The organism is Streptomyces sp. NPDC040718 (assembly GCF_055593565.1).
On the sequence record NZ_JBVIXO010000004.1, the window covers coordinates 241,374 to 256,334 of the forward strand.

Annotated in this window: 12 protein-coding genes; 6 read left to right on the plus strand and 6 right to left on the minus strand. The window is 73.3% G+C overall.

The features are described 5' to 3' along the window. Positions 1–17: 17 nt before the first annotated feature. Positions 18–656, plus strand: coding sequence for a PadR family transcriptional regulator (locus tag ACZ597_RS12650; protein WP_471328344.1), 639 nt, complete (start codon positions 18–20; stop codon positions 654–656). Here the strand turns inward: ACZ597_RS12650 and ACZ597_RS12655 are convergent. Continuing rightward, positions 557–1,180, minus strand: a complete 624-nt coding sequence (locus ACZ597_RS12655) for a flavin reductase family protein (RefSeq protein ID WP_471328345.1) — start codon at positions 1,178–1,180, stop codon at positions 557–559. The two genes, ACZ597_RS12650 and ACZ597_RS12655, sit on opposite strands and share 100 nt — an antisense overlap. Before the next feature lie 21 nt (positions 1,181–1,201). On the opposite strand from ACZ597_RS12655, the gene ACZ597_RS12660 reads away from it, so the two are divergent. Next, entirely contained in the window at positions 1,202–1,882 is a 681-nt protein-coding gene (locus ACZ597_RS12660; protein WP_471328878.1) for a VWA domain-containing protein, read from the plus strand. 29 nt (positions 1,883–1,911) lie between these two features. Continuing rightward, positions 1,912–2,421, plus strand: a complete 510-nt coding sequence (locus ACZ597_RS12665; protein ID WP_471328347.1) for a pyridoxamine 5'-phosphate oxidase family protein — start codon at positions 1,912–1,914, stop codon at positions 2,419–2,421. Here ACZ597_RS12665 and ACZ597_RS12670 read toward each other — a convergent pair. Next, positions 2,414–3,703: a glycoside hydrolase domain-containing protein gene (locus tag ACZ597_RS12670; RefSeq protein ID WP_471328349.1), complete on the minus strand. Its 1,290-nt coding sequence runs from the start codon at positions 3,701–3,703 to the stop codon at positions 2,414–2,416. The two genes, ACZ597_RS12665 and ACZ597_RS12670, sit on opposite strands and share 8 nt — an antisense overlap. Before the next feature lie 336 nt (positions 3,704–4,039). Here ACZ597_RS12670 and ACZ597_RS12675 point away from each other — a divergent pair, with 336 nt between their 5' ends. After that, positions 4,040–4,468 carry a hypothetical protein gene (locus ACZ597_RS12675; protein ID WP_471328351.1) on the plus strand — a complete coding sequence of 143 codons (429 nt, stop codon included), beginning with the start codon at positions 4,040–4,042 and terminating at the stop codon, positions 4,466–4,468. Positions 4,469–4,493: 25 nt separating this feature from the next. Here ACZ597_RS12675 and ACZ597_RS12680 read toward each other — a convergent pair whose 3' ends face one another. From ACZ597_RS12680 to ACZ597_RS12695, 4 genes are all read right to left on the minus strand, one after another. After that, positions 4,494–4,646 carry a hypothetical protein gene (locus ACZ597_RS12680; protein WP_471328353.1) on the minus strand — a complete coding sequence of 51 codons (153 nt, stop codon included), beginning with the start codon at positions 4,644–4,646 and terminating at the stop codon, positions 4,494–4,496. Between the two features lie 278 nt (positions 4,647–4,924). Continuing rightward, positions 4,925–6,385, minus strand: coding sequence for a glutamate synthase subunit beta (locus ACZ597_RS12685; RefSeq protein ID WP_471328355.1), 1,461 nt, complete (start codon positions 6,383–6,385; stop codon positions 4,925–4,927). After that, a complete protein-coding gene (gltB, locus tag ACZ597_RS12690; protein ID WP_471328880.1) occupies positions 6,378–10,916 on the minus strand; it encodes a glutamate synthase large subunit in 4,539 nt (1,512 codons plus the stop codon). Before gltB ends, ACZ597_RS12685 begins: the two co-directional genes overlap by 8 nt. Before the next feature lie 435 nt (positions 10,917–11,351). Further along, entirely contained in the window at positions 11,352–12,083 is a 732-nt protein-coding gene (locus ACZ597_RS12695) for a VIT1/CCC1 transporter family protein (RefSeq protein WP_471328357.1), read from the minus strand. A gap of 279 nt (positions 12,084–12,362) precedes the next feature. Here ACZ597_RS12695 and ACZ597_RS12700 point away from each other — a divergent pair, with 279 nt between their 5' ends. Continuing rightward, positions 12,363–13,349 carry an ADP-ribosylglycohydrolase family protein gene (locus ACZ597_RS12700; protein WP_471328359.1) on the plus strand — a complete coding sequence of 329 codons (987 nt, stop codon included), beginning with the start codon at positions 12,363–12,365 and terminating at the stop codon, positions 13,347–13,349. After that, complete coding sequence (locus ACZ597_RS12705; RefSeq protein WP_471328361.1) at positions 13,346–14,959, plus strand: ADP-ribosylglycohydrolase family protein; 1,614 nt, start codon at positions 13,346–13,348, stop codon at positions 14,957–14,959. Before ACZ597_RS12700 ends, ACZ597_RS12705 begins: the two co-directional genes overlap by 4 nt. Positions 14,960–14,961 lie beyond the last annotated feature (2 nt).

Consider the following 14,961-nt stretch of genomic DNA (forward strand, 5'->3'; position numbering starts at 1 on the left):
GTCGTAGACTGCGCTGCGTGGCACACGAGACGGCCGAGACGGCAGACGAGACGGCGGCGGGGACGAACCCGCGCACCCTCCCCGCGACCAGCTGGGCGGTCCTCGGGCTGCTCTCCTTCGGCGAGGAACTCTCCGGCTACGACCTGAAGAAGTGGTCGGACTGGTCGCTGCGCTTCTTCTACTGGAGCCCGTCCTTCAGCCAGATCTACAGCGAGCTCAAGCGGCTGGAGAAGGCCGGCTACGCCTCCTCGCGGATGGTCGCCCAGGACACCGGCACCCGCGACAAGCGCGTGTACCGGATCACGGACGCGGGCATGGCCGCCGTACGGACCTGGGCGCGCGAGGCGCCGGTCGACCCGCCGGTGCTCAAGCACGGGCCGATGCTGCGGCTGTGGCTGGGGCACCTGCTGGAGCCGGAGCAGATGCGCGAAGTACTGCTCCGGCACCAGGAGTTCGCGGAGGGCATGCGCCGGCGGGCGGAGGCCGACGCCGAGGGCGCCAAGGACGAGGCGGCCTGGGCTTACCCCACCCTGACCCTCAAGTGGGCCGAGCGGTACTACACCTCCGAGCGCGACCTCACGGCCTCCATGCTGGAGGACATCGACGCGCTGGAGGCGGCCCGCGCCGCCGCCGAGGGTTCCGCCAACCGCCCGTAGGAGCGCCGGAAGTAGAGCAGCGGCACCCCCTCGCGGTGCGCCGCGAGGGCGGTGGCGCGGCCGAGGACGACGGCGTGGTCCCCGCCGTCCAGCACGTCCTCCAGTACGCACTCCACGGTGGCGAGCGCCCCGTCGAGCAGGGGCGCGCCGCCCGCGCCCGGACGCCAGGCCACCCCGGCGAACTTGTCCCCGCCGGTGACGGCGAAGCGGCGGCACAGCTCCTCCTGGTCCGCCGCCAGGACGTTGACGGCGAAGGCCCCGGCGGCCCGGATCCGCGGCCAGGTCGTCGAGGTGCGGGCGGGGCAGAAGCAGACCAGCGGCGGGTCGAGGGAGACGGACGAGAAGGACTGCACGGCCATTCCGGCGGGACGGCCGTCGCTCCCGCGCGCCGTGACGACGGCGACGCCGGTGCAGAAGCCGGCGAGGGCCTCCTTCATGTCCGCGGGGGTGGGAGTGGGGGCGGGGGTGATGAGGGTCGACACGGGGACCTCCCGGGGCAGGGCTTCCGCTCCTGCCAAGGTCATTCGGAGTTATTCCTACTAGGTATATGCCTAACCGAAACACAGAGCGCCGGGGTCTCCCTCCGCAAGCACGGCCTGGAGGGCGGGCGCGCCTCGGTGTACCTGGTCCTGGACCACTCCGGGTCCATGCGCCCGTACTACGACGACGGCAGCGTGCAGGCCTTCGCCGACCGGATCCTCGGCCTCTCGGCGCACCTGGACACCGACGGCCGGGTCCCGGTGGTGTTCTTCTCCACCGAGGTCGACGCGGTCGAGGAGGTCACCCTGGCGGGCCACGAGGGGCGGGTCACCGAGATCGCGGCCCGCCTCGGCCACATGGGCAGGACCTCCTACCACCTGGCGATGGACGCGGTCATCGACCACTACCTCGACTCCGGGTCCGCCGATCCGGCCCTGGTCGTCTTCCAGACGGACGGCGGCCCGGTCGACAAGCTCGCGGCGGAAAGGTACCTCTGCAAGGCCGCCCGCCTCCCCCTCTTCTGGCAGTTCGTCGGCTTCGGCAACACCCGCAGCACCCAGTTCGACTTCCTGCGCCGCCTCGACGAACTGCCCGTGCCCGGCAAGCGGGTCGTGGACAACGCGGGCTACTTCCACGCCGGCCCCGAGCCGGGCGCGGTCCCGGACTCCGAGCTGTACGACCGGCTCGTCGCCGAGTTCCCCGCCTGGCTGGCGGCGGCGCGCGCGGCGGGCGTAGTGCGCGCCTGACGGCCCGCCGTCGGTGCTTTGATGGCGGCATGACGACGAACAACTGGGCAGCGTTCGAGAAGGCGGAACCGGAGTTCGCGGCGGCCGTACGGGCCCGCTTCACCCGGTTCCCGCACCACGTCCTGGCCACCCTGCGCAAGGACGGCTCGCCCCGGGTCGCCGGGCTCAACGTCGACTTCCGCGGCGGGGAGCTGTGGCTCGGCATGATGGCGGGCTCGATGAAGGCCCGCGACCTCCAGCGCGACCCCCGTTTCGCCCTGCACACCAACCCGGGCGAGGACATGGCGATGCCCGACGGGGACGTGCGGATCTCCGGGCGGGCGGTGGAGATCGTGGACCCGCCCGAGCTGCACCGGTACGCGGAGGAGACCGACTCCCCGCACCCCTTCCACCTCTTCCACGCCGACCTGACCGAGGTGGTCCACATCTCGGTGGACGGCGAGGAACTGGTGATCCGCTCCTGGACCCCGGCGCACGGCGTGCGGACCCTCCGCCGGGGCAACGACGACGAACCGCCGCGCGAGGTGCCGGCTAGCTGAGGCGCGGGACGGCCGCGGGGCCGGCTCCGGCGAGCGGGGGCAGGACGCCCGGGTCGACGTCCACCCAGCTGCGGTCGATGTTGATGGTCACCCCGCCGTACGAGGCATCGTGGTCGCCGCGGAACTGGTGGGCCCGGCGCGGGCCGGCCCACAGCGCCTTGTCCTCGGGCAGGCCCATGTCGGCGTCGGTGACGGAGGCCCCGCCGTTCCACCGGGCCACCCACAGCACGTCCGGCATGGCCTGCGGGGCCTGGTGGTGGTGGGCGCTGAGCGCCTTCGCACCGGAGCCGGCCGAGACGTAGGCGGCCGAGCGGTAGCCCAGCTCGTGCAGGCGTACCGTCCAGGCCGTGAGGTAGGCGACGACCGGCGGGTCCCAGGTGGTGCGGTCGTTGTAGTTCTCCAGGTCGTTGTAGAGGAGGGTGCCCTCGGTGAGGCCCAGCGCGCGGGCCGCCGCGACCGCGCCGTCGGCGGCCTCCCGGCCCTGCTCGTTCGCCTCGGAAGCGTCGGTGGACAGTCCCGTGGTGGAGCTGTGCCAGGGCTGCGGTCCGACCCAGATCGGCATCAGGTGCCAGCCCGCGTCGGCCTGCTTGCGGATCCAGCCGGCCGTCAGCTGCGGCTGGGCGCAGGCGCGGGCGCGGCCGCCGATGTAGACGCCGACCACGCCGAAGGGGGAGGCTGCGCGCCAGGCGTCCATGGACCGCTGCGGCGGGGCGGTGCAGGCGTCGAAGCCCTCGCCGGTGACGGCCCGCTGGGCGGTGACGGCGGCCGGCGGCGGGGCGAGGGGGGCGACGGGCCGGGCCACTGCGCGGCCCTCACCACCGACGGCCCGCGCCAGCAGCCCGCGTACGGCCTCGGGTCCGGCCCCGTACGAGACCGTGGCCATCACCCCCGGCCCGCGCAGGGCGTACCGCACCTCCGCGCTGTCTCCTTCGGCGGGCGGCACCGCGGACCCGCCCTCCACGGTGAAGGTGGGGACATCGGCGCGCGGCGGGGCTCCGGCGAGCGGCTCGAGGTGCAGGGTGTCGGCGCGGGTGACGACGGCCCGGCGGCCGGAGCAGTCGGCCTGGGTACCGGCGTGCCCGAGGTACAGGGTGGGCCGGTCCAGGCGCAGGCACGCGCCGGGCTCCCGCTCCAGGTCGACGACCCGCCAGCCGGCGGGCAGGGACAGGCGCAGCCCCCGGTACTCGACGGCCGGCCCGTCACCGGCGGCGGTGGCGGCGGGCGCGAGCGGCATCAACAGGGCGGCACCCAGCAGGCAGCGCAACAGGGTTCGTGAGGGCATGGCCCCCACGCTCCCCCCTACCCCCCGCCAACTCCCCCGCGACACCCATCGGTTGACCCGTCCGGGTCAAACCGCCACCCCGGCGGGCGGCGGGCCCGTGCCTGCACGTGATCCGCTGCGACCACGGGGCGGCCGTCGCGAACACCACCGCGCGCCTGGTGGTGGCCGCCCCGGTCCACCCGGTCCACCCGGGCGGCCAGGCCCAGTCCATCGAGACCCCGGTCCCGCCCGAGCGCGGCACACGGGCCTCACCCCTTCCGCGTACCGCACGGCCGCCCGCGTTGTCAGTGCCGGCCCGTAGCGTGGAGGCAGTCGAACACACCTCCGGGGGGACCCATGAAGCAGAAGTTCCAGGTACGACGACGCACCGCGCTCACGCTCGCGGCGACCACGGCGGCCCTCGCGCTGGCCACCGGCACCGCGCGGGCGGCGCAGGACGAACTCCTCCCCCACCCGGGCCCCGACGGCCTGATCTGGGTACCCGAGGTGGCCGGCTCCAGCGGCTTCGTCTCGGGCGGCCTCTCCCCGCGCCTGGACACCTACACCACCTTCGCCTGCGAGGGCGGCGGCAGCATGGTGGTGTCCTTCACCCTCGACGAACACCCGGACCGCAACCCGGCCCCCTTCACCCTGGACTGCCCCGCGGACACCCCGGCCCGCATCACCATCCCCCTGGGCACGGGCCTGCACGGCGGCTTCGGAGCCGTGGTCACCACCTCGACCCCCACCCTCCGCTGGGCCGCCACGGTCGTCCAGCCGGAGTAGCCGCCGCCGGAACCCACGCCGCCCGTCATCCCCGGCCAGGGGCCTGACGGGCGCGGTGGCGGACCGCGGTGCCGTTGAAGCGCACCCGTACGGTCTTCCCCACCAGGTGGTCGATGACCCCGAGGCCATCGGCGAGTTCGGAGACCAGCCGCGGCCCCCGGCCGGCCGCGGCCTCCACGCCTGGCCGTCCGACAGGCGGCACGCCCGGGCCGCTGTCCCTTGCCGGGTAGCCGCCGAAACGCCACCGCGCCCGCCATCCCTGGTCGGGGACATGGCGGGCGCGGTGTCGGAGTTCCGTACGCCCTTGTACGGACCGTATGAGGGGTCCCGCCGTTCGCGCGGCGGGGGTGCTACCAGTGACGCCGCCGCGCACCGACGGCCGGAGGCCGGCGCAGCCGGGCGGAGCCCGGGAGGCCGCCAGCGGCCGAGCGGTGCGAGTACGGCGTCCGGGAGGGGCTACACCATCAGCGAGCGGTCCGTCGGCTTGACCGGGTACGGGAGGGTGCTGGTGCCGGTCAGGTAGCGGTCCACGCCGCGGGCGGCCGAGCGGCCCTCCGCGATGGCCCACACGATCAGCGACTGGCCGCGGCCCGCGTCGCCGGCGACGAAGACGCCGTCGGCGTTGGTGGTGTACGAGGCGTCGCGGGCGATGTTGCCCCGCTCGTCCAGGTCCACGCCGAACTGCTCGACCAGACCGTTGGCCTGGTCGGTGCCGGTGAAGCCCATCGCCAGGGTGACCAGCTGGGCCGGGATGACCCGCTCGGTGCCGGGCTTCTGGACCAGCTTGCCGCCCTCGAAGGAGACCTCGACCAGGTGCAGGGCCTGGACGTTGCCGTCCTCGTCGCCCTCGAAGTGGGTGGTGGAGACGGAGTAGATCCGCTCGCCGCCCTCCTCGTGGGCCGAGGTGACCTTGTACAGCATCGGGAAGGTCGGCCACGGCATGGAGTCCGGGCGGTCCTCCGACGGACGCGGCATGATCTCCAGCTGGGTGACCGACAGGGCGCCCTGGCGGTGGGCGGTGCCCACGCAGTCCGCGCCGGTGTCGCCGCCGCCGATGACGACGACGTGCTTGCCCTCGGCGGTGATCGGCGGGGCCAGGAAGTCGCCTTCCTGGACCTTGTTCGCGAGGGGGAGGTACTCCATCGCGAAGTGGATGCCCTTGAGGTCGCGGCCCGGGACCGGCAGGTCGCGGGAGACCGTCGCGCCGGCCGCGACGACGACCGCGTCGAAGCGCTTGCGCAGGTCGGTCGCCGTGATGTCGCGGCCGACCTCGATGCCGGTGCGGAACTTGGTGCCCTCCGCGCGCATCTGCTCGATGCGGCGGTTGATGTGCACCTTCTCCATCTTGAACTCGGGGATGCCGTAGCGCAGCAGGCCGCCGATGCGGTCGGCGCGCTCGTACACCACCACGGTGTGGCCGGCCCGGGTCAGCTGCTGGGCGGCGGCCAGCCCCGCCGGGCCGGAGCCGATGACGGCCACGGTCTTGCCGGACAGGCGCTCCGGCGCCTGCGGGGTGACGTCGCCGTTGTCCCAGGCCTGGTCGATGATCGAGACTTCGACGTTCTTGATCGTGACGGCCGGCTGGTTGATGCCGAGGACGCACGCCGACTCGCACGGGGCCGGGCACAGCCGCCCGGTGAACTCCGGGAAGTTGTTCGTGGCGTGGAGCCGCTCCGCCGCCGCCGACCAGTCCTCGCGGTACGCGAAGTCGTTCCACTCGGGGATCAGGTTCCCGAGCGGGCAGCCGTTGTGGCAGAACGGGATGCCGCAGTCCATGCAGCGGCCGGCCTGCTTGCTGATGATCGGCAGCAGCGAGCCCGGGACGTAGACCTCGTTCCAGTCCTTGAGGCGTTCGGCCACGGGACGGGTGCAGGCGGTCTCGCGCGGGGTGGTGAGGAAGCCCTTCGGGTCAGCCATTGGTCGCCGCCTCCATCATCTTCTCGGTGGTCTCGGACTCGGAGAGTCCGGCCAGCTCAGCGGCGTCCTTGGCGGCGAGCACTGCCTTGTACGTGGTCGGGATGATCTTGCTGAAGCGGGCCGCGGCGGCGTCCCAGTCAGCCAGGAGCTTCGCGGCCACGGTCGAGCCGGTCTCCTCCTCGTGGCGGCGCACCACATCGTGCAGCCACTGCTTGTCGGCGTCGGAGGGGGCCTCCACGGCCTCCGCGTTGCCGACGTTGACCTGGCGGGGGTCGAGGTCGATGACGTACGCGACGCCGCCCGACATGCCGGCCGCGAAGTTGCGGCCCGTCTCGCCGAGGACGACCGCCGTGCCGCCGGTCATGTACTCGCAGCCGTGGTCGCCCACGCCCTCCGAGACGACCAGCGCGCCGGAGTTGCGGACGCAGAAGCGCTCGCCGGTGCGGCCGCGCAGGAACATCTCGCCGCCGGTGGCTCCGTAGCCGATGGTGTTGCCGGCGATGGTGGAGTACTCGGCGAGGTGGTCGGCGGCGCGGTCCGGGCGGACCACGACGCGGCCGCCGGAGAGGCCCTTGCCGACGTAGTCGTTGGCGTCGCCCTCCAGGCGCAGGGTGACACCGCTCGGCAGGAAGGCGCCGAAGGACTGGCCGGCCGAACCGGTGAAGGTCAGGTCGATGGTGTTGTCGGGCAGGCCCGCGCCGCCGAACTTCTTGGTGACGTGGTGGCCGAGCATGGTGCCGACGGTCCGGTTGATGTTGCGGATCGCGACCTGGGCGCGGACCGGCTGGGCCGTCTCGGCGGAGTCGGCGTTCAGCGCGTCGGCGGCGAGCTCGATGAGCTCGTTGTCGAGGGCCTTCTCCAGACCGTGGTCCTGCTCGATCAGGGCGTGGCGGACCGCGCCCTCGGGCAGCTCGGGCACGTAGAAGAGGGGCTCGAGGTCGAGGCCCTGGGCCTTCCAGTGCGTGACGGCCTTGCTGGTGTCGAGGAGCTCGGCGTGGCCGACGGCCTCCTCGATCGTGCGGAAGCCCAGCTCGGCGAGGAGCTCGCGCACCTCCTCCGCGATGAACTCGAAGAAGTTGACGACGAACTCGGGCTTGCCGGAGAAGCGGTCGCGCAGGACCGGGTTCTGCGTGGCGATGCCCACGGGGCAGGTGTCCAGGTGGCAGACGCGCATCATGACGCAGCCGGAGACGACGAGCGGCGCGGTCGCGAAACCGAACTCCTCGGCGCCGAGCAGTGCGGCGATGACCACGTCGCGGCCGGTCTTGAGCTGGCCGTCGGTCTGGACGACGATGCGGTCGCGCAGCCCGTTGAGCAGCAGGGTCTGCTGGGTCTCGGCGAGGCCGAGCTCCCAGGGGCCGCCCGCGTGCTTGAGCGAGGTGAGCGGGGAGGCGCCTGTTCCGCCGTCGTGGCCGGAGATCAGGACGACGTCCGCGTGGGCCTTGGACACGCCGGCCGCGACCGTGCCGACGCCGACCTCGGAGACCAGCTTCACGTGGATGCGGGCGACCGGGTTGGCGTTCTTGAGGTCGTGGATCAGCTGGGCCAGGTCCTCGATGGAGTAGATGTCGTGGTGCGGCGGCGGGGAGATCAGGCCGACGCCGGGCGTCGAGTGACGCGTCTTGGCGACCCACGGGTAGACCTTGTGGCCGGGCAGCTGGCCGCCCTCGCCGGGCTTGGCGCCCTGCGCCATCTTGATCTGGATGTCGTCCGCGTTGACCAGGTACTCGCTCGTGACACCGAAGCGGCCGGAGGCGACCTGCTTGATGGAGGAGCGGCGCGCCGGGTCGTACAGGCGGTCCGGGTCCTCGCCGCCCTCACCGGTGTTGGACTTGGCGCCCAGCTGGTTCATGGCGATGGCGAGCGTCTCGTGCGCCTCCTTGGAGATGGAGCCGTACGACATGGCGCCGGTGGAGAAGCGCTTGACGATCTCGGAGACCGGCTCGACCTCGTCGATGGAGATCGACGGGCGGTCGGACTTGAAGCCGAACAGGCCGCGGAGCGTCATCAGGCGCTCGGACTGCTCGTTCACACGGTCCGTGTACTTGCGGAAGATGTCGTACCGGCGGTTGCGGGTCGCGTGCTGGAGGCGGAAGACCGTCTCCGGGTCGAACAGGTGCGGCTCGCCCTCGCGGCGCCACTGGTACTCGCCGCCGATCTCCAGCGCGCGGTGCGAGGCCGCGATGCCGGAGGCCGGGTACGCCTTGGCGTGGCGGGCGGCCACCTCCTTGGCGATGACGTCCAGGCCGGCGCCGCCGATCTTGGTGGCGGTGCCCGCGAAGTACGTGCCGACGAACTCCTCGTTCAGGCCGACGGCCTCGAAGACCTGGGCGCCGCGGTAGGAGGCGACGGTGGAGATGCCCATCTTCGACATGACCTTGAGGACGCCCTTGCCCAGGGCGTAGATCAGGTTCTTGATGGCCTTCTCGGGCTCGATGTCCGAGAGGAAGGTGCCGGCGCGCAGCAGGTCCTCGACGGACTCCATGGCCAGGTACGGGTTGACGGCCGCGGCCCCGTAGCCGATGAGCAGGGCGACGTGGTGGACCTCGCGGACGTCGCCGGCCTCGACCAGCAGGCCCACCTGGGTGCGCTGCTTGGTGGCGATGAGGTGGTGGTGCACGGCGGAGGTGAGCAGCAGCGACGGGATCGGCGCGTGCTCGGCGTCCGAGTGGCGGTCCGACAGGACGATCAGGCGGGCGCCGGCCGCGATGGCGGCGTCGGCCTCGGCGCGGATCTCCTCGATCCGGGCGGCGAGGGCCTCGCCGCCGCCGGAGACCCGGTAGAGGCCCGACAGGGTGGCGGCCTTCATGCCCGCCATGTCGCCGTCGGCGTTGATGTGGATGAGCTTGGCGAGCTCGTCGTTGTCGATCACCGGGAAGGGCAGGGTGACGCTGCGGCAGGACGCGGAGGTCGGCGCCAGCAGGTTGGACTGCGGGCCGATCGAGGACAGCAGCGAGGTGACGAGCTCCTCGCGGATGGCGTCCAGCGGCGGGTTGGTGACCTGCGCGAAGAGCTGCGTGAAGTAGTCGAAGAGCAGCCGGGGGCGCTCGGACAGGGCCGCGATGGGCGAGTCCGTGCCCATGGAGCCGAGGGCTTCGCCGCCCGTGCGGGCCATCGGCGCGACGATGACGCGCAGCTCTTCCTCGGTGTAGCCGAAGGTCTGCTGGCGGCGGGTGACCGAGGCGTGGGTGTGCACGATGTGCTCGCGCTCGGGCAGGTCCGTCAGCTCGATCTCGCCGGTCTCCAGCCACTCCGCGTAGGGGGCGGCGGCGGCCAGCTCGTCCTTGATCTCGTCGTCCTCGACGATGCGCTTCTGCGCGGTGTCGACGAGGAACATCTTGCCGGGCTGGAGGCGGCCCTTGCGGACGACCTTGGCCGGGTCGATGTCGAGGACGCCGACCTCGGAGCCGAGGACGACGAGGCCGTCGTCGGTGACCCAGTAGCGGCCGGGGCGCAGGCCGTTGCGGTCGAGGACCGCGCCGACCTGGGTGCCGTCGGTGAAGGTGACGCAGGCCGGGCCGTCCCAGGGCTCCATCATCGTGGAGTGGTACTGGTAGAACGCGCGGCGGGCCGGGTCCATGGAGGCGTGGTTCTCCCAGGCCTCCGGGATCATCATCAGCACGCTGTGCGGCAGCGACCGGCCGCCGAGGTGGAGCAGCTCCAGGACCTCGTCGAAGGAGGCCGAGTCGGAGGCGTCGGGGGTGCAGATCGGGAAGATGCGGTCCAGGGCGCCTTCGCCGAACGCGTCGGTCGCCAGCTGGGACTCGCGGGCCTTCATCCAGTTCCGGTTGCCCTTGACCGTGTTGATCTCGCCGTTGTGCGCGACGAAGCGGTACGGGTGGGCGAGCGGCCAGGACGGGAAGGTGTTCGTCGAGAACCGGGAGTGGACCAGGGCGAGCGCCGAGGCGAAGCGGCGGTCGGAGAGGTCCGGGAAGAAGGGCTCCAGCTGGCCGGTGGTCAGCATCCCCTTGTAGACGATGGTGCGGGCGGACAGCGACGGGAAGTAGACGCCGGCCTCGCGCTCGGCGCGCTTGCGCAGCACGAAGGCCTTGCGGTCCAGCTCGATGCCGGTGCTCCCGTTGGAGACGAAGAGCTGGGAGAAGGCGGGCATCGTGGTGCGCGCGCCGTTGCCGAGCAGGTCCGGGGTGACCGGGACCTCGCGCCAGCCGAGGACCGTGAGGTTCTCCTCGGCGGCGATGGCCTCGATGCGTTCCACGGCGACGGCCTGTGCGGTGCCGTCGGCGGGGAGGAAGGCGATGCCGACGGCGTACGCGCCGGCCTCGGGGAGGTCGAAGCCCGCGACCTCGCGAAGGAAGGCGTCCGGCACCTGGGACAGGATGCCCGCGCCGTCGCCGGAGTCCGGCTCGGAGCCGGTGGCGCCGCGGTGCTCGAGGTTCCGCAGAACGGTCAGGGCCTGCTCAACGAGCGTGTGGGTGGCCTCGCCGGTGAGGTTCGCCACGAATCCGACGCCGCAGGCGTCCTTCTCGTTGCGCGGGTCGTACATGCCCTGCTGGGCGGGGCGACCGTCCATGGGCGACCAGGCGGTGTTGCTGAGCCCGGTCGCGGAGTGCGTGGATGCGGAACGCATCGGCTCTCCCGTCGTCGTCGTGGCAATGTGCAGCCGAGGGACGACGTTGGCCCTCTGCGAAAGTTCGTGCAGGTTACATGATGACGGTAATTCCGAGAACCGGATATCACATTCCAGCATGCGGACACTGCGCGAGGCAGAAAGAAGGGACCTTCAAGGGGTTCTCGAGTCGCAGACGCTTCCGGCGAGGACTCCTGCAGCTCTGCAGGTCCTCCCGCTGAGGGCTTCCGCTGGGCACAACACGGGGTGAAGGTCCCGGCGCGAGACGGGCATCATTGCCCGGCGCCCTGGTCTGATGCCCAGCGGTCACGGAATCGAAACCACCGGGTAACGGACTACTTATGTTGCGTGCTGCATAGTGTCTCACTCCCGCGGCCGTTAGCCTATGGCGCCGCCGATCCAGGTTCCCAGGATGTACGTCACACCCGCGGCGGCGCCACCCAGGACGAGCTGGCGCGTACCGCTGTACCACCACGACCGGGCCGTGACCCGCGAGACCACCGCGCCGCAGACGAAGAGCCCGAGGAGCGCCAGCAGCACGGCCGGCCACAGGGCGGTCGCCCCGAGCAGGTAGGGCAGTACGGGGAGCAGCGCGCCCAGCGCGAAGGAGCCGAAGGACGACACGGCGGCGACCAGCGGCGAGGGCAGGTCGTCGGGGTCGATCCCGAGCTCCTCGCGGGCGTGGATCTCCAGCGCCTGCTCCGGGTCGCGCGAGAGCTGCATCGCGACCTCGCGGGCGAGGGCGGGCTCGACGCCGCGCGAGACGTAGAGCTCGGCCAGCTCCTCCATCTCGTCGACGGGGTGCTTGCGCAGCTGCTGGCGCTCCACGTCCAGCTCGGCGAGGACCAGCTCGCGCTGCGAGGCGACGGAGGTGTACTCGCCGGCCGCCATCGAGAACGCGCCGGCCGCCAGACCGGCGAGGCCGGTGATGACGATCGTCGCGGGGGCCACCGCGCCGCCGGCCACACCGGTCATCAGGGCCAGGTTGGAGACGAGCCCGTCCATGGCGCCGAAGACGGCCGGACGCAGCCATCCGCCGTTGACGTCGCGGTGGGTGTGGTTGTCACGGTGGGCGGTGTGCAGCGGCGCTTCGATGTCGATGATGGACATGCGGCGTATATCCCCTTTGCGCGAATGGGTACGAGCGGGTACGCGAAAGCAACGCGCAGCTGTGCCCGACGCGGGACACCCCCCTGAACACCTCGAAAGTACGCACGATTTTTGGTTCCCGCTAGCAAGGAAGGCCGTACTTACCTGGGGTTTCGCGGGTCGGCGACCGGGTGACGGGGGCGGGTGGGGGGCGTTTCGCGGCGACCGACAAACCTCATGCCGTGGCACAAATCCCCCAAGGGCTCATGATGAGTCCCCCACCACGTGGAGAGGCGCCCCATGGAGCTGATTGCATGCAATCCGCAGGTCCTCCTGGAACGGGCCAGGGGCGCACTTCTCGGCCTCGCGGTGGGTGACGCGCTGGGCGCCCCCGCGGAGAACATGAAGCCGTCGGAGATCCGGGCGAAGTGGGGCCGGATCGAGGGGTTCGTCTCGGACGACCCGGCGGGCACGGACGACACCGAGTACGCGATCTTCTCGGGCCTGCTGCTGGCCCGGCACGGCTCCGCCCTGACCGTCGCGCACGTCGAGCGGGCCTGGCACCACTGGATCGCCGACCTGGACGAGGGCCCCTTCCGCGGCGCGGGCTTCTCGGAGCGCGGCACCCTGGAGAACCTCCGCCGGGGCCTGGCGGCGCCGATCTCGGCACAGCACCGGCACGCCTGGTCGGACGGCCTGGCCATGCGGGCGGCCCCCTTCGGGGTCTTCGCGGCGGGCCGCCCGGCGGAGGCGGCCCGCCTGGTCGCGATCGACGGCACGGTCAGCCACGACGGGGAGGGCATCTACGGCGGCCAGGCCGTAGCCGCCGGGGTCGCGGCCGCCATGGCCGGCGGCTCCCCCGCCTCGGTGGTCTCGGCGGCCCTGTCCGTCATCCCGTCCGACTCCTGGACGGCCCGCTCGCTGCGCCGCGCGGTGACCGCCGCCCCGCGCGGGGAGCGGGCGGTCCGCTCGGCGGTGGTCATCGGCGGCTACCCGTGGACGGACCTGGCCCCGGAAGCGGTGGGCCTGGCCTTCGGCGCCTTCGCCGCCTGCGCGGGCGACTTCCCGTCCTCGGTCCTCACCGCGGTGAACATGGGCCGGGACGCCGACACCACCGCGGCGGTGGCGGGTGCCCTGGCCGGCGCCCTGTCGGGCGCCGCCGCGATCCCCGCCGCCTGGGCCTCGGCCATCGGCCCGGTCCGGGGCTCCTGCCTCCCCTCGATGCGCGGCTACCACGTCCTGGACATCGCGGACCTCCTCACCCCGGAAACCGAGCCCGCCCGATGAGCCACCACACCACCCTCACCGACCCCGCCCCGCCGTCCGGCTCCCCCGAGCCCGAACCCCCGGCCCCGCCCCCGGGGGCCCCGGCGGCGACGACCCCGGCCACCGGCGGCGGCCCGGTGGCGGCCGTGGCCGCACCCCCCGCCCCGGCGGGCGGGGCCACCGCGCCCGCCCGGGAGCACCCGCCACAGCCGGACGCCGCCAAGGGAACGTGGGCCCCGGCCACCGCGCCCGCCCCGGGCCACCCGCCCCGGGCGGGTCTCGCCCCCGCCCCGGCGGGCCGGATCGGCGCGCCCGCCGGAACGACGGCCCCGGGGGCCGGGGGTCCGCCCCCGTCACGCGGCGGAGCCGCACCGGTCGGCGCAGCGGGAAGGGGCGGGACGGGGGGAATCTCCGCCCCCGGCCGCATCCCGCTCACGGAGCCGCGTACCCCCGCGACCGCACCGGAGGCCGCCGGCACGGAGACCCGTACCCCCGCCACCCCGCCGGAGGCACCGGCGGCCCGGCGGATCGAGGGGCTCCTCCTCGGCCTCGCCGCGGGCGACGCGGCCGGCTGGCCCGCCGCCCGGCACCGGGCCAGCCGGATGCCCGAGTGGACCCGCCGACTCACCCGCGAGCTCGACACCTTCGCCGAGCAGAACGCCACCACCACCCTCCCCGTCCCCATCGCCCTCAACCAGCCCCCCGAACCGCTGCGCCTCGGCCCCTCCGACGACGCCGAATGGGCCGCCTTCGCCGCCGAATCCGTACTCACCGCCGCCGGGGTGCTGCTCAGCGACCTCTCCCGGTCCCGCCGCATGCGCGCCGCCATCGACCTCGCCTGGAACGCCCTCGCCAGCGAGGTCGCCGCCGCCGCGGAACGGGCCCCCGAGGTCGAGTCCGCCGTACTGCCGATGCGCGCCCGGATCTCCGTACGCGCCGGGCTCGGCAACCTCGCCGCCGGCCTGCGCCCGCCCGCCACCGGCCACGACAACCCGCACTACTTCGACGACGCCGCCTGCGTCCGCGCCTGCGTGCTCGCCGTCGTGCACCCCGGAGACCCGGAGGCGGCCGCGGACCTCGCCGAGTTCGACGCCCGCTACACGCAGGACGGCGACGGGGTCCACGGCGCCCGCGCCATGGCCGCCGCCGTCGCCGCCGCCCTCGCCGGCGCGGACACCGACAGCGCCGTCGACGCCGCGCTCGCGCAGCTGCCCGCCCCCACCGAGATCGGCCGCAACGCCCGGCACGCCGTCAAACTCGCCCGCGCGGAGACCGGCGGCGCCTTCGCCCTCGTCCCCCTCCTGGAACACCAGATCGTCGACCACGTCTACAGCTACGGCATCGCCGCCGCCGAGACCGTCCCCGTCGCCCTCGCCCTCGCCACCGCCGCCCGCGGAAAGGCCTGCGGGGCCGTCCCCGCCGCCGCCTGCCTCTCCCGCGTCGCCGACTCCGCCCCCGCCCTCGCGGGCGCCCTCACCGGGGCCCTCGGCGGCGGCGACTCCCTCCCCGCCGCCTGGCGCGAGGCCTGCCGCACCCTCTCCGGCTGCGCCCTGCCCCGGCTGGCCGGAACCGACCTCGTCGAGCTCGCCGCACTGCTCTCGCGTACGGAACTCACCACCCTGAAGGGATGATT

What these genes read in the sequence shown, in the direction of transcription:
- gltB (WP_471328880.1), bottom strand. Translation starts at nt 10,916, where the DNA reads ATGGACGGTCGCCCCGCCCAGCAGGGCATGTACGACCCGCGCAACGAG.
- ACZ597_RS12665 (WP_471328347.1), top strand. Translation starts at nt 1,912, where the DNA reads ATGACGACGAACAACTGGGCAGCGTTCGAGAAGGCGGAACCGGAGTTC.
- ACZ597_RS12695 (WP_471328357.1), bottom strand. Translation starts at nt 12,083, where the DNA reads ATGTCCATCATCGACATCGAAGCGCCGCTGCACACCGCCCACCGTGAC.
- ACZ597_RS12705 (WP_471328361.1), top strand. Translation starts at nt 13,346, where the DNA reads ATGAGCCACCACACCACCCTCACCGACCCCGCCCCGCCGTCCGGCTCC.
- ACZ597_RS12670 (WP_471328349.1), bottom strand. Translation starts at nt 3,703, where the DNA reads ATGCCCTCACGAACCCTGTTGCGCTGCCTGCTGGGTGCCGCCCTGTTG.
- ACZ597_RS12675 (WP_471328351.1), top strand. Translation starts at nt 4,040, where the DNA reads ATGAAGCAGAAGTTCCAGGTACGACGACGCACCGCGCTCACGCTCGCG.
- ACZ597_RS12700 (WP_471328359.1), top strand. Translation starts at nt 12,363, where the DNA reads ATGGAGCTGATTGCATGCAATCCGCAGGTCCTCCTGGAACGGGCCAGG.
- ACZ597_RS12655 (WP_471328345.1), bottom strand. Translation starts at nt 1,180, where the DNA reads ATGACCTTGGCAGGAGCGGAAGCCCTGCCCCGGGAGGTCCCCGTGTCG.
- ACZ597_RS12685 (WP_471328355.1), bottom strand. Translation starts at nt 6,385, where the DNA reads ATGGCTGACCCGAAGGGCTTCCTCACCACCCCGCGCGAGACCGCCTGC.